Source organism: Frankia sp. Mgl5, from assembly GCF_023242985.1.
Classification (GTDB): Bacteria; Actinomycetota; Actinomycetes; order Frankiales; family Frankiaceae; genus Parafrankia; species Parafrankia soli.
In genome coordinates this window covers 144,689-164,148 of record NZ_JALKFY010000003.1, presented here as the reverse complement: position 1 = coordinate 164,148, position 19,460 = coordinate 144,689, and the positions used below count along the sequence as shown (strand labels likewise).

The 19,460-nt window shown below is 71.9% G+C and carries 16 protein-coding genes and 1 tRNA gene; 10 read left to right on the top strand and 7 right to left on the bottom strand.

The window, feature by feature from the left end:
- From MXD62_RS02855 to MXD62_RS02835, 5 genes are all read left to right on the top strand, one after another.
- On the top strand, positions 1-714 hold a 714-nt coding region (locus MXD62_RS02855; protein ID WP_368862297.1), incomplete at its 5' end, for a 3-phosphoshikimate 1-carboxyvinyltransferase.
- A gap of 14 nt (positions 715-728) precedes the next feature.
- Complete coding sequence (gene rsgA, locus MXD62_RS02850; protein WP_248827889.1) at positions 729-1,757, top strand: ribosome small subunit-dependent GTPase A; 1,029 nt, start codon at positions 729-731, stop codon at positions 1,755-1,757.
- Between the two features lie 155 nt (positions 1,758-1,912).
- Complete coding sequence (locus MXD62_RS02845; protein WP_248827858.1) at positions 1,913-2,614, top strand: TetR/AcrR family transcriptional regulator; 702 nt, start codon at positions 1,913-1,915, stop codon at positions 2,612-2,614.
- A 45-nt stretch (positions 2,615-2,659) separates the two neighbouring features.
- Positions 2,660-3,502 (top strand): histidinol-phosphatase, encoded by an 843-nt coding sequence (hisN, locus tag MXD62_RS02840; RefSeq protein WP_020458598.1) that lies wholly within the window; start codon positions 2,660-2,662, stop codon positions 3,500-3,502.
- A 23-nt stretch (positions 3,503-3,525) separates the two neighbouring features.
- Positions 3,526-4,290 carry a glycerophosphodiester phosphodiesterase gene (locus MXD62_RS02835; RefSeq protein ID WP_248827857.1) on the top strand — a complete coding sequence of 255 codons (765 nt, stop codon included), beginning with the start codon at positions 3,526-3,528 and terminating at the stop codon, positions 4,288-4,290.
- Between the two features lie 393 nt (positions 4,291-4,683).
- Here the strand turns inward: MXD62_RS02835 and MXD62_RS02830 are convergent, their stop codons facing one another.
- The 3 genes from MXD62_RS02830 to MXD62_RS02820 all read right to left on the bottom strand — a co-directional run bounded on the left by MXD62_RS02830 (position 4,684) and on the right by MXD62_RS02820 (position 7,896).
- Entirely contained in the window at positions 4,684-4,881 is a 198-nt protein-coding gene (locus MXD62_RS02830; RefSeq protein ID WP_248827856.1) for a hypothetical protein, read from the bottom strand.
- A gap of 475 nt (positions 4,882-5,356) precedes the next feature.
- The gene (locus MXD62_RS02825) at positions 5,357-6,271 is read right to left on the bottom strand and encodes an alpha/beta fold hydrolase (protein ID WP_248827888.1); all 915 of its coding nucleotides are present in this window, start codon (positions 6,269-6,271) and stop codon (positions 5,357-5,359) included.
- 149 nt (positions 6,272-6,420) lie between these two features.
- Positions 6,421-7,896 (bottom strand): gamma-aminobutyraldehyde dehydrogenase, encoded by a 1,476-nt coding sequence (locus MXD62_RS02820; protein WP_071059369.1) that lies wholly within the window; start codon positions 7,894-7,896, stop codon positions 6,421-6,423.
- Positions 7,897-8,275: 379 nt separating this feature from the next.
- On the opposite strand from MXD62_RS02820, the gene MXD62_RS02815 reads away from it, so the two are divergent.
- Positions 8,276-9,595: an FAD-binding oxidoreductase gene (locus tag MXD62_RS02815; protein WP_248827887.1), complete on the top strand. Its 1,320-nt coding sequence runs from the start codon at positions 8,276-8,278 to the stop codon at positions 9,593-9,595.
- 56 nt (positions 9,596-9,651) lie between these two features.
- Here MXD62_RS02815 and MXD62_RS02810 read toward each other — a convergent pair whose 3' ends face one another.
- Complete coding sequence (locus MXD62_RS02810) at positions 9,652-11,073, bottom strand: aspartate aminotransferase family protein (RefSeq protein ID WP_248827855.1); 1,422 nt, start codon at positions 11,071-11,073, stop codon at positions 9,652-9,654.
- A gap of 188 nt (positions 11,074-11,261) precedes the next feature.
- Between MXD62_RS02810 and MXD62_RS02805 the strand changes: the two genes are divergently transcribed.
- The 3 genes from MXD62_RS02805 (at position 11,262) to MXD62_RS02795 (ending at position 14,125) form a co-directional block, all read left to right on the top strand.
- On the top strand, positions 11,262-11,750 hold the full coding sequence (locus tag MXD62_RS02805) for an Lrp/AsnC family transcriptional regulator (RefSeq protein WP_248827854.1): 489 nt from the start codon (positions 11,262-11,264) through the stop codon (positions 11,748-11,750).
- A gap of 112 nt (positions 11,751-11,862) precedes the next feature.
- Positions 11,863-12,129 carry a hypothetical protein gene (locus tag MXD62_RS02800; protein ID WP_041253688.1) on the top strand — a complete coding sequence of 89 codons (267 nt, stop codon included), beginning with the start codon at positions 11,863-11,865 and terminating at the stop codon, positions 12,127-12,129.
- Positions 12,130-12,205: 76 nt separating this feature from the next.
- Entirely contained in the window at positions 12,206-14,125 is a 1,920-nt protein-coding gene (locus MXD62_RS02795) for an ABC transporter ATP-binding protein (protein ID WP_248827853.1), read from the top strand.
- 154 nt (positions 14,126-14,279) lie between these two features.
- On the opposite strand, the gene MXD62_RS02790 is transcribed toward MXD62_RS02795, so the two are convergent.
- Together MXD62_RS02790 and MXD62_RS02785 are read right to left on the bottom strand one after the other, a co-directional pair.
- Positions 14,280-14,353: transfer RNA gene (locus MXD62_RS02790), tRNA-Met, on the bottom strand.
- 114 nt (positions 14,354-14,467) lie between these two features.
- Complete coding sequence (locus MXD62_RS02785) at positions 14,468-17,557, bottom strand: UPF0182 family protein (protein WP_248827852.1); 3,090 nt, start codon at positions 17,555-17,557, stop codon at positions 14,468-14,470.
- 93 nt (positions 17,558-17,650) lie between these two features.
- Here MXD62_RS02785 and MXD62_RS02780 point away from each other — a divergent pair, with 93 nt between their 5' ends.
- Complete coding sequence (locus MXD62_RS02780) at positions 17,651-18,157, top strand: PPA1309 family protein (RefSeq protein ID WP_018502257.1); 507 nt, start codon at positions 17,651-17,653, stop codon at positions 18,155-18,157.
- 165 nt (positions 18,158-18,322) lie between these two features.
- On the opposite strand, the gene MXD62_RS02775 is transcribed toward MXD62_RS02780, so the two are convergent.
- Complete coding sequence (locus tag MXD62_RS02775) at positions 18,323-19,369, bottom strand: PDZ domain-containing protein (RefSeq protein ID WP_248827851.1); 1,047 nt, start codon at positions 19,367-19,369, stop codon at positions 18,323-18,325.
- Positions 19,370-19,460 lie beyond the last annotated feature (91 nt).

Below are 19,460 nucleotides of genomic sequence, written 5' to 3'. Positions count from 1 at the left end.
CGGCGGGGCGGGGCGGGGGGGGGGGGGGGGGGGGGCGCCCCCCCCCCCCCCCCGACCGCGGACCTGCTGCGCGCCGGGGGCACTCCGGCCGCGTCGACCCGGCGCTGGCGGGTCGAGCCCGGCGGGCCGCGGCCGCTGGACCGCGTGATCGAGCCCGACCTCAACAGCGCCGCCCCCTTCGTCGCCGCCGCGGCGGTGACCGGCGGCGAGGTGACGATCACCGGCTGGCCGGCGTCCACCGAGCAGCCCGGCCGGATGCTGCCGGACCTGCTGGTGGCCATGGGCTGCCGGGCGGAGCTGGTGCCGGAGGGCCTGCGCGTCACCGGCGGCGGGCGGATCACCGGTATCGACGTCGACCTCTCCGACTTCGGCGAGGCGGCGCCGGTGCTGACCGGGCTGGCCGTGCTGGCGGACTCGCCGTCCCGGCTGCGGGGCATCGCCCACCTGCGCCTGCAGGAGACCGACCGGCTCGCCGCGCTGGCGAGCGAGCTCGGCCGGCTCGGCGCCCGTGTCACCGTCACCGACGACGGCCTGTCGATCACCCCGGTGCCGCTGCGCGGCGCCCGGCTCGACCCGCACGCGGACCACCGGCTGGCGATGACCTACGCCGTGGTCGGCCTGGCGGTGCCCGGGGTCACCGTCGACGACATCGCCACGACCGGCAAGACAGTCCCCGACTTCGCGCGGATGTGGACGACGATGCTGGCCGGCTGACCGTGGCACGCGAGATGGACGAGGACGACGTCCGTACCCGACCCGGCCGGGGCTCCCGGCCGCGGACGCGGATCCGGCCCGAGCACGCGGACGCGGCCCGCGCGGTGGTCGTCGCGGTCGACCGCGGCCGCTACACCTGCCGCCCGGAGACCGGCCCGGGCGGCCGCCCGGGCACGGCCCGGCGTGACACCCCCGCCGGCCGGCGGGAGGGCCCGGCCGGCCTGGTGGCGGCGGTGCGCGGCGGTTCCATGCGGCGGACGTCCGTCGTGGTCGGCGACCGGGTCGAACTGGTCGGGGATCTCTCGGGCAGCACCGGCTCGCTGGCGCGCATCGTGCGCCGCGACGAGCGGACGAGCCTGCTGCGGCGCACCGCCGACGACTCCGACCCGGTGGAGCGGCCGATCGTCGCCAACGCCGACCTGCTTGTCATCGTCTGTGCGCTGACCGATCCGCCGCCGCGCACCGGGCTGATCGACCGGTGCCTGGTGGCCGCCTACGACGGCGGGCTGACCCCGGTCCTGTGCCTGACCAAGGCGGACCTCGCCGACCCGGCCCCCATACGGGCGTCCTACGAGCCGCTCGGGCTGCCGGTGGTCGCCACCCGGCCGGACGGCGACCTCGACCCGCTCCAGACGCTGCTGCGCGACACGACCAGCGTGTTCTTCGGGCACAGCGGGGTCGGCAAGTCGACGCTGGTCAACCGCCTTGTCCCGGACGCCGACCTGGCCATCGGGGTGGTCAACGCGGTGACCGGCCGTGGCCGGCACACCTCCTCTGCGGCCGTCGCGCTCGCCCTGCCGGACGGCGGGACCGTCGTCGACACCCCGGGAATCCGCTCGTTCGGGCTGGGCGCCGTCCAGCTCGAGCGGGTCCTGACGGCCTTCGACGACCTCGCGGCCGCGACCGCCGACTGCGAGCCCGGCTGCGACCACCTGACCGCGCCGGACTGCGGGCTCGACGAGGCCGTCCGGCAGGGGCGGGCCGACCCCGCGCGGGTGGCGAGCCTGCGCCGTCTGCTCGCGGCCCGCGCGACACCCGCCTGACCGGACGGCGCCGGTCGCACGCGGTCGCACGCGGTCGCACAACCGTCGGCGTCGCAGCACAGCGTGCGGCCCCACAGGGCTCCGGCCAGCCATGTGATCGACAAAGGCTGCCCGGCGGATGCTGATCATGGCTGTGCTGCACCTAGTCTCGGCCTGTGACCGATCAAGGAACGGTGCCGCGGGCGGGTGAGTTCGCCCGCGTGGCCCGGCGCCGACGCCGGCAGCCGGTGGAGGCCGAGCGCGAGATCCTCCAGGCCGCGATCGAGATGATCGGCTCGGACGAGCCCGGCCCGATGACCGTCGCGGCGCTGATGAGCCGCACCGGGCTCGGCCGCTCCGCCTTCTACGCGTACTTCCGGGACGTCCCCGACCTGCTGCGGCGGCTGCTGCGTGAGATCGAGGGCGAGCTGTCGGCGGCGTCCGCCGGCTGGTTCGACGGCAACGGCGACCCGGTAGAGGACTGCGTCCGCTCCGCCCGGACCATCGTCGGCGTGCACCTGCGCCACGGGTTCGTCCTGCGGGTCATCGCGCAGGCCGCGACCACCGACCCGGAGCTGGCCGCCGGGTACCGGAGGGCGGCGGTCGAGGGATTTGTCACAGCGGTGACCGAGCGGCTCGGCCGGGAGCAGGCCCGCGGCCGGGTGCGTCCCGACCACCACCCGCAGAGCGCGCGGGCGTTGATGGCGATGACCGATGCTTACCTGCGCGAAACACTGGGCCACCATCCCCGGGCGGATCCCGCCGAGGTCATCCGTACCCTCACCGTGGTCTGGTCGCAGGCGCTCTACGGGCGGGCACCGGCAGAGCCTGCCGAAGCCGCCACGCCGGGCGGGCGGATCCGGGCCGATGTCCGGTGACCACCGCGCCCGTTCCCTCGACGCCGGAACTCGTAGTCTTCCCTCGTGACTCCGCCAAACCCGAGCCCCGTCAGCGCCAACCCGGTCGAGGCGGTCGACCCTGCCGGCTGGCTCGCTGACGACCTCGCACTCGCTCTGAGCCTCGCCGACGCCGCCGACCGGATCACCCTCTCCCGCTTCCAGGCGGTGGACCTCCACGTCGAGTCGAAGCCCGACAACACTCCGGTCTCGGACGCGGACACCGCCGTCGAGTCCATGATCAGAGAACGGCTCGCCACCGCGCGCCCCGGTGACGGAGTCCTCGGCGAGGAGGAGGGCCTCGTCGGCGAGAACACCCGCCGGCGCTGGATCCTCGACCCGGTCGACGGCACCAAGAACTTCGTGCGCGGCGTTCCCGTCTGGGGCACCCTGCTCGGCCTCGAGGTGGACGGCGAGATGGTCGTCGGCGTGGCGAGCGCCCCGGCCATGAGCCGCCGCTGGTGGGCCGCCCGCGGCACCGGGGCGTTCACCCGGGACGCCACCGGCGACACCCGTTCACTGCAGGTCTCCTCCGTCGCCCGGCTGTCGGACGCCTTCCTCTCGTTCGCCTCGCTGGAGGGATGGCGCACCGCCGACCGGCTGCCCCAGTTCCTGAGCCTGGCCGAGCAGATCTGGCGCAGCCGCGCCTACGGCGACTTCTGGTCGCACATGATGGTCGCCGAGGGCGCCGTCGACCTCGCCTGCGAGCCGGAGGTCTCACTGTGGGACCTCGCCGCCCTGCAGGTCATCGTCGAGGAGGCCGGCGGCCGGTTCACCGACCTGCGCGGGCGGCGCGGGCCCGGCTGGGGCACGATCCTCACGACCAACGGGCACCTGCACGACGTCGCCCTGAGCCACTTCCGGGACTGACCCGAGCGGGCACCCGTCCTACGATGATCGGTTTCGCGCACCGCGGCGCGCCGGCCCCGTTCCAGCGGGAGAACCGGCTGCCCGCCTTCCGTCGCGCGCTGGCGGCCGGCGCCAACGGCCTGGAGTCGGACGTCTGGCTCACCGCGGACGGAATCCCCGTCCTGCGGCACGACGGCACGCTGGGCCCACCCGGCCGCCGGCGGCGGCTGGGTGAGCTGCGCGGCGCCGATCTGCCCGGGTGGCTGCCGACGCTGGCGGCCTTCTACGACGATCTGGGCTGGGGTTTCGATCTCAGCCTCGATCTGAAGGGCCGTCCCGATCACATGTCCGCGGCCGAGGCGGCGGGCGCCGTCCTCGCGGTCACCCGTGCGGCGGGTGGCACCGAGGCCGCCGCACGGCTGTGGCTGTGTGGCTCGTTTCCCGACCTGCACGAGTGGCGGCAGGCCGACGGTGACGTCAGGCTCGTGAACTCCACCACGGTGGCGAACGTGGAGCAGAACGGCGGCGCCGCCGCCTACGGGGGCATCCTGCGCGCGGCGGGCGTCGACGCCCTGAACCTGCGCACGCGGGAGTGGACACCACCGCGGGCGGCGATGGTCGACGAGCTGCACGCCGCCGGTATCGCGGCGTTCGGATGGGACGCCCAGTCGACGGCGACACTGCGCCGGCTACGCGGTTACCGCCTCGACGCCGTGTACTCGGATCATCTCGGGCGGTTGATCGATGTCACCGTCGGGCACACCCGATCCGCGATCGGCGACGACTGGCCGGCGGCGGGCTCACCGTAAGGACGCGGGATGGTTGGGCCTGATGGGCCGGGGCCGGCCCGATCACCCGGAAGTGCTCACCCGCAATACATCATGACCCCACACGCGCGAGCAATGGGTCACCCGATTGAGGCGGGCCGGGCCGAATGTAGCCGTCTCACTACCAGAACGATTGACCTGACCGGTCGAATTTGACGAGGTACTCGCGATGGATCGCCCACCGCGAAGACCACATGTCAAGGACATCTAGGCGAAGGGACACGGGCGGACAGGCCCGCAGGGACGTATTCATGACACCGACGGCGACCAGTACCACACGCCCCGCACTACAACCGAGACCGCACGGCCCCGGCGCACACGGCCACGGCCGCCGGCCTGGTCCGCGACTTCACGGGCACGGGCATGGGCGAACGGTCAGTCTTTGACGGCGACTTCGAGCATCTTCGCGGGAAAGCCGGTGCGTTCCGCGACGTTGTCGATGGAGTAGCCCTGCTCTACCAGGTCACGAGCCTGTTCGAGGGTCCAGCCCCGACCGGGGTCGACCCTGCGGACGATCACCTCACTCGCCTGATGATGTTCCTGCGGCCAGCTCAGTCGCGCGCGGCGTGCCAACGGTCGACCTCCGAAGTTATGGCGGGCATTAGCGTTACGAACCAAGGATAAGCCAGATACGCGCCTTCCCGCTCCATGAACTTCGCGATAGAGACCACGCCAGAGTAATGCGCAACCCGTCGACCGGACACCGTCGGACCACGGCCCGGTCCCATCATCGACGCTCACCGGACACCTGACGCTGCGCGCCGGGCCGCGTGGACAACACCGTGGTGAGACAACTGTTGACCCGGCGACTGTGCGGCGCCGAGTTGTCCGATCGACATGTCCACTTAACTTGTCCGACCGGTACTTGTCCGGCTGGTTCTTGTCCGGTAATGTCCAGCGCCCGCCGCGAACGGACAGGTGCGAACGGGTCTCCCGAACCGTACCGTCCGGATCGCGCCGGCCCGGGCGGCGGAGGTCACCTGTGGCGGTATCCCTTCATCCGGTGCCACGGGACCGACCGGCCGCCCGAGGCGCGACCGGCGGCGGATCAGTCGTCCTGTGCGGGTGCCGCCGTGCCGTGGGAACGCAGCAGGGTGCGCCACTGGCGGGCGGAGTGGCTGGCCGGTCTGGTGGTCGCCAGAAAATCCTCGAGAACGGCCCGGAATCGCACCGGGTCCGCGTGGTGGGGGAAATGACCCGCGTCCGGGAAGATCTCCAGCCGGCTGCCCGGCATCGCCTCGTGGGCGATCCTCGCGTGCTCCACCGGGATCGCCGCGTCGTGCGCCCCCCACACGATCAGCGAGGGCATGCCTGCCGCCAGGTAGCACCGGTCCAGCATCGTGATCGCCTGGCCGTGGCCGTCCACCGCCGAGCGCAGGGTGCGCAGGAAGGCCTGCCGGGCCGTGGGGACGTCCAGCGAGGCGAACACGCGCATCAGGTCGTCCGCGTCCCGCCCGACGTCGGTGTGCAGCAGCCGCAGCGCACGGGTGGCCGCCCAGCCGACCCGGCGCACGGGCGCTCTGGTCAGCAGCGACAGCGCATGGCCCGAGCCCGGCACCGTCGCCGCCCGCAGCAGCGGGTGCAGGTCCGGCCCCACACCCCCGGTCGACACCAGGACGAGCCGCTCGCACCGCTCGGGGAACTGGTAGGCGAACTGCATCGCCACTCCGCCGCCCAGCGAGTGGCCGACCACCGTCGCCCGCTCGACGCCCAGGACGGTCAGCAGGTCGCGCATCCCGCAGGCGTAGCCGGCGATCGAATAGTCGCCCCGGGGCTTGTCGGAGCGGCCGTGGCCCAGCAGATCCGGCGCGATGACGGTGCGGCCGCGCGCCAGCTCCGGGATGAGGTCCCGCCAGGTTCCCGAATTGTCCCCGATGCCGTGGATCAGCAGCAGGGCCGGACCACGACCGGCCCGGAGATAGGCCCGCCGGTAACCGTGGACCGTCACGAACCGGGTGGACAGCTGCCGCCCCGGCCCACCGGAAGCCCGCGCGGCCGCGGTCCCGGCCGCACCCGCACCCGCAGCCGGAGCCGGAGCCGCGGCCTCGGTCTTGTCCCCGGCACCGGCCTTGTGCCCCGCCGCTTGCCCGCCGTCCGTCACCGCCACCGACCCTAGAACTCGATGTTGTGCATCACGTGCTTGATACGGGTGTAGTCCTCCAGCCCGTAGACCGATAGGTCCTTTCCGTAACCGCTCTTCTTGAATCCTCCGTGTGGCATCTCCGCAACGATGGGAATGTGCGTGTTGACCCATACGCACCCGAAGTCGAGGCGGCGCGCCACCCGCATCGCGCGGGAGTGGTCACGCGTCCAGACACTGGAGGCGAGGCCGTACTCGACCCCGTTCGCCCACGCGACCGCCTCGTCCTCGGCCGAGAACTCCTGGACGGTGACGACCGGGCCGAACACCTCCTGCTGGATCAGCTCGTCGTCCTGGCGCAGGCCGGCGATCACGGTGGCCGGGTAGAAGTAGCCGGGCCGGTCCAGCGGCGTCCCGCCCGCGAGCAGGCGGGCGTGCTCGGGGGCACGCTCGACGAACCCGCTGACCCGGCCGAGCTGACCGGCGCTGTTCAGCGGGCCGTAGTCAGCCTCGCCTCCGCCGGCCGCGGCCCCGCCGGTCTGGCCGCCGGTCTGGCCGCCGGCGGCGGGCGGGCCGGTCGTGGTGGCGCGGGCGGCCTCGGCGAGCGCGTCGGCGAGCTCGCCCGCGATGCCGGGCCCGGCGAGCACCCGGGTCGCGGCCGTGCAGTCCTGGCCGGCGTTGAAGTACGCCGCCCCGGCGATCTCCGCGGCGACCACGGCCGGGTCGACGTCGTCAAAGACGATCACCGGGGCCTTGCCTCCGAGCTCGAGGTGCACCCGCTTGAGCGAGTCGGCCGCCCCGCGGGCGACCTCCATGCCCGCGCGCACGCTGCCCGTCACCGAAATCATCGCCGGGCCCGGGTGGGCGACGAGGGCGCGGCCGGTGTCCCGGTCACCACAGACCACGTTGAGCACACCCGGTGGGAGGATCTCGGCCGCGATCTCGGCGAGCAGCAGCGAGCTGGCGGGCGTGGTCTCCGCGGGCTTGAGCACGACCGTGTTCCCGGCCGCCAACGCCGGGGCGATCTTCCAGACGGCCATCATCAGCGGGTAGTTCCAGGGGGTCACCTGGGCGCAGACACCGATCGGCTCACGCCGGACGTAGCTGGTGTGGCCCGCCAGGTACTCCCCCGCCGACCGGCCCTCCAGCAGCCGCGCCGCCCCGGCGAAGAACCGGATCTGGTCGGCCGACGGGGCGATCTCCTCGTCAAGGGTGAGCTGGCGCGGCTTGCCGGTGTTCGCGCACTCCACGTCGGCGATCTCGGCCGCCCGTTCCTCGACGGCGTCGGCGAGGCGGAGCAGGGCACGGGAGCGCTCGCTCGGCGTACTGTCCCGCCAGCCCTCGAACGCCTCACCGGCGGCCCGCACGGCGGCGTCCACGTCGGCCGGCCCGGAGCTCGGCGCGTGCGCGAGGACTTCGCCGGTGGCGGGATTGAGCACCGGCATCGTCCGCCCGTCCAGCGACGGTGCCTGCTTCCCCCCGACGAAATTGCTCAGCGTCCGCTCCATGGGTGTCCGTTCCATCGGTGTCCGTTCCATGCGTCCGGCTCCCTCCGGTCGTCCGAGCGCCACCCAACGGACACGATGGTTCCACGAACCTGGTGCCACCGATAGCGCATTCAACTCGCTCTTATGCAACCGAAAACTTCGAGAAAGGACCGTTTCGGCGACGTCTGTAGCCCGCCGTGCGGGCCCGGGAGGGGCCGGGTGCGACCCTGGTGCACCGGGCCCGACCGGTCCCGGTTCCGGTGACACAGTCATCACGACGGAACGATCTGTTCCGGCGGAGCGGGAGGCGACGGGCACCGTGCGCGACACCGACACCGGAGCAGAGGCTGACGAAGCGGTCACACCGACGGCCGTCAGCAAGGCGCCGGCGCGCCGGGCGATGGTCAGCCCGACGGGCTGGTCGCTGTGGACGGACACCCTGGACGGCGCGCCGCGCCGCCCCCGGCCGCGGGCCCGCGGCGCGCTCACCGCCGACGTCTGCGTCGTCGGAGCCGGCTACACGGGCCTGTGGACGGCCTACTACCTGGCCCGCACCCATCCCGCGCTACGGGTGATCGTGGTGGAGAAGGAGACGGCCGGGTTCGGCGCCTCCGGCCGCAACGGGGGCTGGTGCTCGGCGCTGTTCCCCAACACGGCCCTCGCCGGGCAGATGCGGCCCGCCCTGGCGGCGACCGTCGACGAGGTCGGCGCGGTCGCCCGCGAGGAGGGCATCGACTGCGACTTCGTCAAGGCCGGCCACCTGAGCGTGGCGACCACACCGGCACAGGCTGCCCGGCTGCGCCGCGAGGCCGGCCCCGCCTGGCTGGACGCCGCCGCGGTGGCGGGCATCGTGCGGGTCGCGGGGGCCGAGGGCGGCGTCCTGGACCCGGACTGCGCCGCGCTCCATCCCGGCCGGCTCGCGCGCGGGCTCGCCGACGCGGTCGAGCGCCGCGGGGTCACGTTGTTCGAGCGCAGCCGCGCGCGCCGGATCGTCCCGGGCCGGGTCGTACTGGAGGGCGGGGTCGTGCGGGCGGACGCGATCGTGCGCGCGACGGAGGCCTACACCGCGGCGCTGCCCGGTCTGCGCCGCGAGCTCGTGCCCGTCTACTCGCTGCTGATCGCCACCGAGCCGCTGCCGCCGGCGGTCTGGGACGAGATCGGCTGGGAGCGCCGGGTCACCGTCGGCGACGGCCGCCATATGATCATTTACGCGCAGCGCACGGCGGACGGGCGGATCGTGCTCGGCGGCCGCGGGGCGGCCTACCACTTCGGCTCGCGGGTCCGGCCGTCCTACGACGTCGTGCCGGCCGTCTTCGACCAGCTGCGGCGCACTCTCGGCGCGCTGTTCCCGGCCGCCGCGTCGGCCCGGATCACCCACCGCTGGGGCGGCCCGCTGGGAGTTCCCCGCGACTGGACGCCCGCCGTCCACCTGGACCGGGATACCGGGCTGGCCCACGCGGGCGGGTACGTGGGCGACGGGGTCGCGGCGAGCGCCCTCGCCGGCCGGACGCTCGCCGAGCTGATCACCGGGCGCACCTCGGAGCGCACCGGCCTGCCCTGGGTCGGCCACTCCCGGCGGCGCTGGGAGCCCGAGCCGCTGCGGTGGCTGGGCGTGAACGGCGGCGCGCTGCTGGCGTCCGCCGCCGACGCCCGCGAGAACCGCACCGGACGGCCGTCCCGCCTCGGCTCGGCCCTGTCCGCCCTCACCGGCGGCCACTGACGGTCGGCGGCCACTGACGGTCGGCGGGCGCTCGCGGTCGGCGGGCGCAGGACCCGTCAGCCGCGGGCGAGGTCCGCGGCCATCGCGTCGAGACTCGCCAGGTAGCGGTCGACGTCGGCGTCGGTGTGCTGGACGGACAGCGTCCACTCCTCCTCCCGGCCGGGGGCCATCAGCACCTGCCGGTTGGCGTTGTAGAGCCAGGCCAGCTCCGGCAGGACCGCGTTCTGGTGGGCCATGAAGGACGTGTAGTCCCGGATCGGGGCGTCGGTGAAGTGGACGCATCCCTTCGAGCTGATCCCGACGGCGTAGCCGGCGATGCCGTGGCGGGCCAGGATCGCGGTGCAGCCGTCCACCAGGCGGTCGTTGAGGCGGTCGAGGTGGGCGTAGGCGTCCGGGGTCAGGACCTCGGTCAGGCTGGCCCGCGCCGCCGCCATGACCAGCGGGTTGCCGTTGAAGGTCCCCACCTGCTTCACCCTGTCCTCGGCGACCGCGGCCATCAGCTCCGCGGTGGCGCCGATCGCGCCGGCCGGCAGTCCGCCGCCGAGCGCCTTGGCGAGGGTGACCATGTCGGGCAGCACCCCGAACCGCTCGACGGCGCCGCCGGCCGCGACGCACAGCCCGGTCTTGACCTCGTCGAAGATGAGCACGATGCCGTGCCTGCGTGTGATCTCCCGGACGGCCTCCAGGTAGCCCGGCTCGGGCAGGACGACGCCGAGGTTCATCATCGCCGCCTCCATGATCACGCAGGCGGGCTTGCGCCCCTCGGCCTCGAGCGCGGCGATCCGCCGTTCCATCGCCGCCGCGTCGTTGAACGGCACGGGCACCGTCAGGTCGACCACCGCCTGCGGGATTCCCGCGCCGTAGGCCAGGGAGTTCATGTGGTCCGCCGGCCCGATGTCCCCGTAGGGGGTGCCGATCGAGACCATCACGTAGTCGTGATGGCCGTGGTACGAGCCGAAGATCTTGACGATGGTGTCCCGGCCGGTCACCCCGCGGGCGATGCGGATGGCGTCCATGGTCGCCTCGGAGCCGGAGTTCACATAGCGCCACTGCGGCAGCCCGAAGCGGCGGGCCAGCTCCTCGCTGACCAGCACCGAATCCTCGGTGGGCATGGCGAAGTGCGAGCCGAGCGCCATCCGCTCGGTCACCGCGCGCACGATCGCGGGGTGGGCGTGGCCCTGCACCATCGAGCCGTACCCGTTGTGGAAGTCGGAGTACTCGTTGCCGTCGACGTCCCAGACCAGCGAGCCGCGGCCGTGCGTGAGGTAGATCGGCCAGGGGTCGCGCAGCTGGTAGGAGGACGGGACCCCGCCGGTCATCGTCCGCAGGGCACGGGTGTGCATGGCCTCGGACGCCGGAGTGCGGGCCTGCAGCGCGCGCTCCTCCCGCTCGAGGAGGTCGGTCACCCGCCCGGCGCTCTCGGTCCGCGGCGGGTCACCGGGACGAGGAGTCGTGGTCGTCGCGTTGGACACCGTCACCGCACCCTTCCTTTGCTCTCGACTATCGAAAGCGTAGCCCCGGGGCGCCATTTGCGATGGAATCCGTGGAGACGGAGAGGTAGAAATGCCATATCCAGGCCAACGCCCCCGCGCCCATACGATGACGCGCAGCGAGTACTTGCCCCACGATCGGCGTCCATCGGACGAAACATCCAGGAGGATGTCGCGTGCAGTCACGCAGGTCGCCCGGTCAGCGCCAGACTCCGGAACCGCTGCTGGACGACATCAACAAGGCGATCATCGAGCAGCTCCAGCAGGACGGCCGCCGGTCCTACGCGGCGATGGCCACGGCCGTCGGCCTGTCGGAGGCGGCGGTCCGCCAGCGCGTGCAGCGCCTGCTCGACGCCGGGATCATGCAGATCGTCGCCGTGACGGACCCGCTGCGCGTCGGCTTCCGCCGCGAGGCGATGGTCGGCGTGAAGGTCTCCGGGGACACCCGGCAGGTGGCCGAGGCCCTCGCCCAGCTTCCAGAGGTCGACTATGTGGTCCTCACGGCGGGCACGTTCGACATCCTGATCGAGCTCGTGGCCGAGGACGACGAACACCTGCTGTCCCTCATCAACGACCACATCCGTGCGCTTCCGCAGGTCAGGGAGACGGAGACCTTCGTCTACCTGCGACTGGTCAAACAGACCTACACCTGGGGCGCTCGATGACCGAAAACGTCGGCGCCACGACAACACTTGCCGCCGGGCAACCATGAAGAGCCAACAGGAGTCCAACCTTTCGCTAAGACTGGTTGATTCCGGCTCGATCGATGAGGAGACCATGGCGCTCGTCCACCATGACCCGCGGGACGGCATCCTGATCACGAAGATCGGGCAGGCGGAGATCACCGTCCGGCCGGAGCCCCCCGCGAGCACCGGCGCCGCGCCGGTCGTCCTGCTGCGGGTCGACGCCCCCATGCTGGACAGCCTGGCCGCGGCGTACCTCGACCCCGACGAGGCCCGCTCGCTGGCCCGGGCGCTGCTGCGGGCAGCCGACCAGCTCCGGCCGGCCAGCCCCTGGCGCACTCCGGAGCGCCCGACCGGCTGAGCCACGCCGCTCCTCCGACCACCGCTTCGGTGATAATTCAGGTGCGCGGATCGGAAGTCCTTGTCACGCTTCCGGGGTGACGATCACGTCCTCCCGCACGGCCGACACGTCCCGCCCCGCGGCGAGCCTGGTCGCCGGGCCAGGCTCGGCGGCGGGCCGCAGCCCGCACGCAGGCCTGCGCTCCTACCTCGCGCACCTGATGACCTTCCGGTGGCGGGCGGCGGCGGTGCTGTGCGTGTTCGTCCTCGCGAACGCGCTGCTCGCCGTCGTACCGATCTTCGTGGGCCGGTTCGTGGCCGCACTCGCCGCCGTACCGGTCGACACCGGTGCCGCCTACCAGGCCGCCGCGCTGCTGATCTGCTGCGGGATCGGCCACGACCTGTCCTGGCGCAGCGGTGAGCTGCTGTGGGTGCGGCTGATCCTCGCCCGCGGCTACGACTACGAGAACCTCGTCTTCGACAAGGTGATCACGCAGCCCTACCCGTACTTCGTCGGCGCCTTCACCGGAAAGATCAGCAGCTACGTCGGCACGCTCGGCCGGGAGTACCGCGAGTTCCTCAGCGCGGTGTACTGGGAGTTCTGCGAACAGCTGGTCAGGGTGCCGGCGCTCGCGGTGATCATGTTCACCGTGAACGTCCCGACCGGCTGCGCGTTCACCGTGTCGCTGCTGATGATGCTCGCGCTGGGGCGGCTGACGATCTCGCGGGTCGCCGCCGAGGAGCGCAACACCGCCGACACCGCCTCCGACCTGGACGGCCGGATCATCGATGTGATCGCGAACTTCGTCGCGGTGAAGTCCTTCGGCCGCGAAGGCGCCGAATCCGCGCGGGTGCGCGCCGAGCGCCGGGGCGTCCTGCGGGCGGCGACGGGGTCCTACCGGTGGAACATCGTGTACTTCGCGTCGATGAGCCTGGTCGTGCGCTACCTGGTCGGACCCGGGACGATCCTGCTGAACCTGCACCTGTTCCTGGCCGGCGATCTCACCCTGGCGCAGCTGACCACCTTCCTGGCCGCCCTCGCGGTCTTCTCTGACTACATCTGGAACACGGTCTGGCTGGTCTCACAGCTGAATCTGCGATTCGCCCGGGTCGAGGAGGCCTACCACTACCTGTTCGGCGGCCGCGACATCGTCCGGGAGGACCGGCATCAACAGCCCACCGCACACGGACGGCCTGCCGCCCCCGAACGACCCGACGTCCACGGAGCATCGCAGCTCCACAAGGCGACCCAGCTTCCCGGGCCGGTCGGCTACACCCGGTCGCTCGGCATCCACGATCTGCGCTTCGCCTACCCGGACGAACCCGGGCGCCCGGTGCTCGACGGCATCACCCTGGAGATCGCCCGGAACGAGAAGATCGGAATCGTCGGCCAGAGCGGCAGTGGGAAGTCGACCCTGCTGAAGCTCCTGCTCGGCTACTACCCGCTGCCCGCCGGGACTCTGGCGCTCGACGGCACCCCGATCGACGACCGCCAACTGGCCGGCCTGATCTCCTACGTCCCGCAGGACGTCACCCTGTTCCACCGCTCGATCCGGGACAACATCGTCTACGGCAGCGCCGCCGGGGTGACCGACGAGCAGGTCATCACGGCCGCGCGCCGCGCCCACGCCCACGAGTTCGTCAGCCGCACCAATCAGGGGTACGACACCCTGGTCGGCGAGCGGGGCATCCGGCTCTCGACCGGGCAGCGTCAGCGGATCGCGCTGGCGCGCGCGTTTCTCGGCGACGCGCCCATCCTCATCCTGGACGAGGCGACCAGCGCGCTCGACAGTGAGAGCGAACGGCTCGTTCAGGACGCCCTGGAGGATCTGTGGGCCACCCGGACGGTGATCGCCATCGCGCACCGGCTGTCGACCCTGCTGACCATGGACCGGATCGTCGTCCTGGACGGCGGGCGGATCGCCGAGCAGGGCACGCATGAGGCCCTGCTCGAGCTGGGCGGACGGTATGACCGGCTGTGGCGCCGTCAGAGCGGCGGGTTCGTCGCGGTCGACTGACCGTCGGCGGCGGCCAAAACCGACGGCTGGGAGAATCCCCCTCGAACACCGCCCGGTGGTCGATGACCGACCGATCGGGACGGTTCCGAACGAAAATGCCCGCATAAAGAAATTCCCCCGAGAGAGTGACTCTCTCGGGGGAATTTCTTCTTTGTAGCGGGGGCAGGATTTGAACCTGCGACCTCTGGGTTATGAGCCCAGCGAGCTACCGAGCTGCTCCACCCCGCGTCGGTGTGTGTCTTTACTATACAGGGACGCGGAGCCCGGATGTCAAACGAGCGGGGGGGTGAATTTTCCGCCCGCTCGCCGGGCGCCCGGGAGGCCCCGGGCGCCCGGCCTGGTTCAGCCGGGATCCCCGGTCCGCGCGACGGCCGGGCGGACCGCCGGTGGGTTCTCGGCGACGGCCGGCCGCACCGGTGGGCCCGGGTCCCCCGCCCCGTCCATGGCGGCGGGCGCGGCGGCTGGCGCCGCGCGGGTCGTCGAGGCGGGCGCCGCGGTGGCCGTCGTCGTCGGCGGTGTCGTCGGTGCCGTCGCCGGAGGTGCCGTCGTCGGAGGTGCCGTCGTCGGCGCCGGGGTCGTCGGTGACAGCTGGCGCAGCCTGTCCAACGCCGCCTGGAGGTCCGTCTGGGCCTTGCCGTAGGCGGCGAAGTCCGGCGGGTTCTTGCCGAGAGCGTCCTGGCCCGCCTGGTAGGCGCGTTCGGCTTCGGCGACGGCGCCCGCCAGATCCCCGGCCGGCGGTGCCGACGGCGTCGGGGACGTCGGCCCCGGTTCGGTTCCCGTGGAGGGCGCGGCCGAGGTGCCCGCCCCGGCCGCGGACGCGCCGGCCCCCGCCCCGAAGACGGCGTTCAGCGCCTCCGCGAGCGAGGAACCGAACCCGATCCGTTCACCGAAGGCTGCCGCCACCCCCTGCAGGGTCGGATATCCCGTCGATCCGCGGGCCTGGACGTAGTACGGCTCCACGTAGAGCAGCCCGCCGGCCACGGGCAGCGTCAACAGGTTGCCCTCGATCGTCTGTGAGCCCGCGCCGCGCCAGAGGTTGAGCTGCCGGACGACATCGCCGTTCGACTCGATGGCGGCCTGCACCTGGACAGGACCGTTGATCGTGTCGCCCGGCGGCAGCTGCAGCAGGGTGAACTGGCCGTAGTTGTCCGGATCCATCGAGACGGCCATGTAGGCCGCGAGCTTGGACGAACGCGCCGAGATCAGCGGCGAGGTCAGGTTGTAGGACGGCTCCTTGCGCCCGGGGAGCTGGCTGTAGACGTAGAACGGCGGCTGCGGCTCGCGGGTGTCGTCCGGGGACTCGGAGACCGTCCAGAAGTCCTCCTGGGAGTAGAAATCCCGCGGGTTGGAGACGTGGTACTGCCCGAGGAGGTCCCGCTGGACCTTGAACATGTCCTCCGGGTAGCGGAAGTGCTCCATCAGCGCCGGCGGGATGTCGGCCTTGGGACGCACCGTGTCGGGGAAGGCCTTCATCCAGGTCCGCAGCACCGGGTCCTGCTCGTCCCAGGCGTAGAGCGTCACCGTGCCGTTGTAGGCGTCGACGGTCGCCTTCACCGAGTTCCGGATGTAGTTGACCTGGTTCTCCGGCTGCTGGGTGCGGTTACGGCTCTGGGTGGTCACGGCGTCGGCGGTGACGTCACCGAAGGTCCGCCGGGCCGAGTAGGGGTAGCCGTCCGAGGTGGTGTAGCCGTCGAGGATCCAGGTGACCCGCCCGTCGACCACCGCCGGGTAGGGGTCGCCGTCCAGGGTGAGCCAGGGGGCCACCTTGCTGACCCGGTCCCGCGGGTTGCGCTCGTAGAGGATGCGCGACTGGCCGGTGATGTCGCCGGAGAGCAGGATGTTCGGCTCCCCGAAGCGCAGCGCGAACAGCGCCTGCCGGAAGGTCGAGCCGACGGAGACACCGCCGTCACCGTCGTAGCTGGTCGTGAGCTGGGTGTCGTTCGGCCCCGGGCCGTCGATCTCCGCCTGGCGGGTGCCGACGATCGAGTACTGCGGGGACATCTCGCCGAAGTAGATCCGGCTCTCGGTGACCCCGAAGTTGCCGGTCTCCGGCAGGTTGCGCTCGGTGAACGCGGGCCGGCCCTCGTCGGCGGTGTTGGACGGCGCCGCGACGAAGCCCCGGCCGTGGGTGTAGGTCAGATGCTGGTTGATCCAGTTCCGCTGGTCCTCACCCAGGCCGTCCTGGTTGAGCTCACGGACCGACACCACATAGTCCCGGGTTGTGTCCTTCCCGTCCACGGTCGTGGTGTAGCGGTCGACGTCGAGGGTCTGCGGGAACCCGTAGTAACCACGGATCTGCTGGAGCTGCTGGAACGTGGTCGACAGCTTGCTCGGATCGAGCAGCCGGATGTTCGGGACGGTGCCCTTGTCGTCGGCTATCTGCCGCGCGGTCGCACCCGTGCTCGCCGGATAGGCGACCGGTTTGACGTCCTGGATGTCGTACGCGGACCTGGTCGCGGCTATGTTGCGCGCGATGTAGGGCTCCTCGCGCGACGCCTCGTTCGGCCGGACCTGGAACTGCTGGACGATCGCCGGGTAGATCCCGCCGATGACCACCGAGGACAGCACGAGGATGCCGGCACCGAGCAACGGCAGCGTCCAGCCCCGCTGGAAGATGTTGTAGATGAACAGCACGGCGCAGGCCAGCGAGATGAACAGCAGGATGAGCTTCGCCGGCAGCACCGCGTGGACGTCGGTGTAGGACGCTCCGGTCGACACGCCCCGGGCCGAGAACACCAGGCCGAAGCGGTCCAGGTAGTAGGCCCACGCCTTGAGTAGCGCGACCAGCCCGAGCAGCACGGAGATGTGCGCCTTCGCCGCCGGGGCCACCCGCTCGCCGGCGGACTGCAGCCGGATTCCGCCGAACAGGTAGTGGGTGAGCACCGCGACCAGCAGCGAGAGCATGACCGCGGTGAGCAGGAAGGCAAGCAGGAAGCGCTGGAACGGATAACTGAAGACGTAGTAGCTGATGTCCCGGCCGAACTGGGCGTCGGTCTGACCGAACGGCTCGCTGTTGATCCACAGCAGCCAGGTCCGCCAGCGCCCGGACGCCGACAGCCCCGCGATCAGCCCGAACAGGGTCGAGACCGCCAGCAGGACGAGCAGCATGTACGGTTCGATCGCAACGCGGTACCGCTCGAGGTTCTGCTGCTCGGTCGAGAGGGGCCGGATGGGCGGCCGCAACTTGTAGGCGAGTACTATGTTCGTTCCCACCGCAATTGCCATGACCGCGCCGAAGAGCACGAACAGAAGTATTCGTGTGAATACGACGGTGCCGAAGACGTTGCTGAAGTCCACCGAGCGGTAGAACAGAAGATCTGTGTAGAGGCGAGTGAAGACGCCGAGAAACACCACGAGCAGGACCAGAATGACCAGCACCGGCACGAGCAGGCGTGTGCGTGTCAGCAGCGGTCTGCGACTGGTTCCTGCCACAAGCTCCTCCGTCCGTTCCGGGCGCGGGTCGAGTGCCCGCCTTCAGGGCAACCTACGCCAGCCGAGTGTGGCTAGATCCGAGAGGATGGGTCGGTGACCAGTCCGAGCATCACCGAGTTGACCTCCGTCGTCCTGGAGGTCGAACGCCACGTCGCCGAGCTGGGCTGGGACCAGCCCAGCCAGGTCTACGCCCTCGCGGACACGTCCGAGCTGCTGATGCGCGAACCGGGCCTCGCCCCCCACATCGGCGACGCCCCGCCAGGATCCCTAACGCCGGTGGAACAGGAACCGCTCCCGGCCGGGCGGCTCGACGAAGTCCTGTCCGGCATCGGCTGGCCGCCCGAGGTTCTCGGCTGCGTCCTGGTCACCGAGCTCGTCGTGCTGCCGCCCAGCGCCGAGGCCGAGGTGCCCTACGACGAGCGCGACATCGAGCACTGGGCCGCCAACCACCCGGAGCGCCAGGACGTCCGGCTCGCGGTCGGGGTGACCCGCGCCGGCATGCACGCCTCGTGCCTGCGGGTGCGCGGCGACGACGAGCTGGTCATCGACCCCGACCTCGCCGACAACCTCGTCGACGGCCTGCTCGAGACGTTCCGGTAGAGCCGCACCCAGGAATCGCGGAGGGGGCGGGCGGCCTCGGGGGCGCCCGCCCCCTCGCCGCTCCCGCTACACGGCCGTCCCCACATGCTGCCGTCCCTGGCGGCTGTCCCTGGCGGCTGTCCCTGCTTCGCTGCGCTGCCAGCGCCTACCGAGCCGGCGTTCGCGCTACGCCGCGGAGCAGGTGGGCACGTTGGTGGCGTCGGGCTTGGCCCGCAGGGTGTTGAGCGCGTCCAGGGCTCCCGACAGGTCCGTCACCTGGACAAGCCGCAGGTCGGTGTTCATCCGGACGGCGTCCGCGCAGTTGCCCTTCGGGACCAGGAAGACCGAGGCGCCGGCCCGCTGCGCGCCGAGGATCTTCTGCTGGATGCCCCCGATGGGGCCTACCTCGCCGGCTGCGTCGATGGTCCCGGTGCCGGCGACCGTCTTCCCGCCGGTCAGCTCGCCGGGGGTGAGCAGGTCGACGATGCCCAGCGCGAACATCAGGCCGGCGCTGGGCCCGCCGATGTCGGAGATCCGAATACGGACGGTAAACGGGTACGACCGTTTCTCCGTCGTCGTCACCCCGATCATCGGCCGCGTCGGATCGTCCGTCGCCGGCCTGGTGGTGATCCGCCCGGTGCCGGCGGTGCCGTCCCGCCGGTAGGCGACCTCGACCACCTCACCGGGCTTCACCCGGCCGATCTGCTCCCGCAGGCCGTCCTGACCGGTGATGGCGACGCCGCCGACAGAGGTGATGACGTCACCGGCGCGCAGCAGGCCCTGGGCCGGCGAGTCGGACAGCACCTCATGCACGACGACCTCTGCCCCGGTCGGGGCGATGCCGAGCTCGCTCAACGCGGCCGCGGTCGCCTGGTCCTGGGAGTCGATCATCGCCTGGGTGTTCTCCTGCCGGATCTGCTCCTGGCTGGAGCCCGGCGGACGGACCAGCTCGCTGGGCACAACGGCCCGGTCGGAGGCGAACCAGTCCTGCAGGGCGCCGAGCAGGTTCAGCCGGGGTGTCTCCTCGACGGTGGTCAGCTCGAGGCTGCCGGCCGTCGGGTAGGTCTTGCGGCCGTCGATCTCGATCAGCGGCGCCCCGTCGACCTTACCGAGAGTGTCGGTAACCGGACCGGGCGCAAAGGTCACAAAAGGCACCGGCAGCCACAGGCCCGCGACGGCGAGGATCAGCGTCAGCACCGACGCAACGAAGAGTGTCTGCGCGCGGCGGCCCATTCCCGCAGTCTACGTAGATCGCCGCCGGCAGTTCGGATGACCGCCCGCCGACCGGCCCACCTGCCGGCCGCCCCGGCCGGGCGGCACCAGG

Excerpts from the sequence above, each read along its gene's own strand:
- rsgA (WP_248827889.1), top strand. The coding sequence starts at position 729 with ATGGACGAGGACGACGTCCGTACCCGACCCGGCCGGGGCTCCCGGCCG.
- MXD62_RS02835 (WP_248827857.1), top strand. The coding sequence starts at position 3,526 with ATGATCGGTTTCGCGCACCGCGGCGCGCCGGCCCCGTTCCAGCGGGAG.
- MXD62_RS02820 (WP_071059369.1), bottom strand. The coding sequence starts at position 7,896 with ATGGAGCGGACGCTGAGCAATTTCGTCGGGGGGAAGCAGGCACCGTCG.
- MXD62_RS02815 (WP_248827887.1), top strand. The coding sequence starts at position 8,276 with ATGGTCAGCCCGACGGGCTGGTCGCTGTGGACGGACACCCTGGACGGC.
- MXD62_RS02800 (WP_041253688.1), top strand. The coding sequence starts at position 11,863 with ATGGCGCTCGTCCACCATGACCCGCGGGACGGCATCCTGATCACGAAG.
- MXD62_RS02775 (WP_248827851.1), bottom strand. The coding sequence starts at position 19,369 with ATGGGCCGCCGCGCGCAGACACTCTTCGTTGCGTCGGTGCTGACGCTG.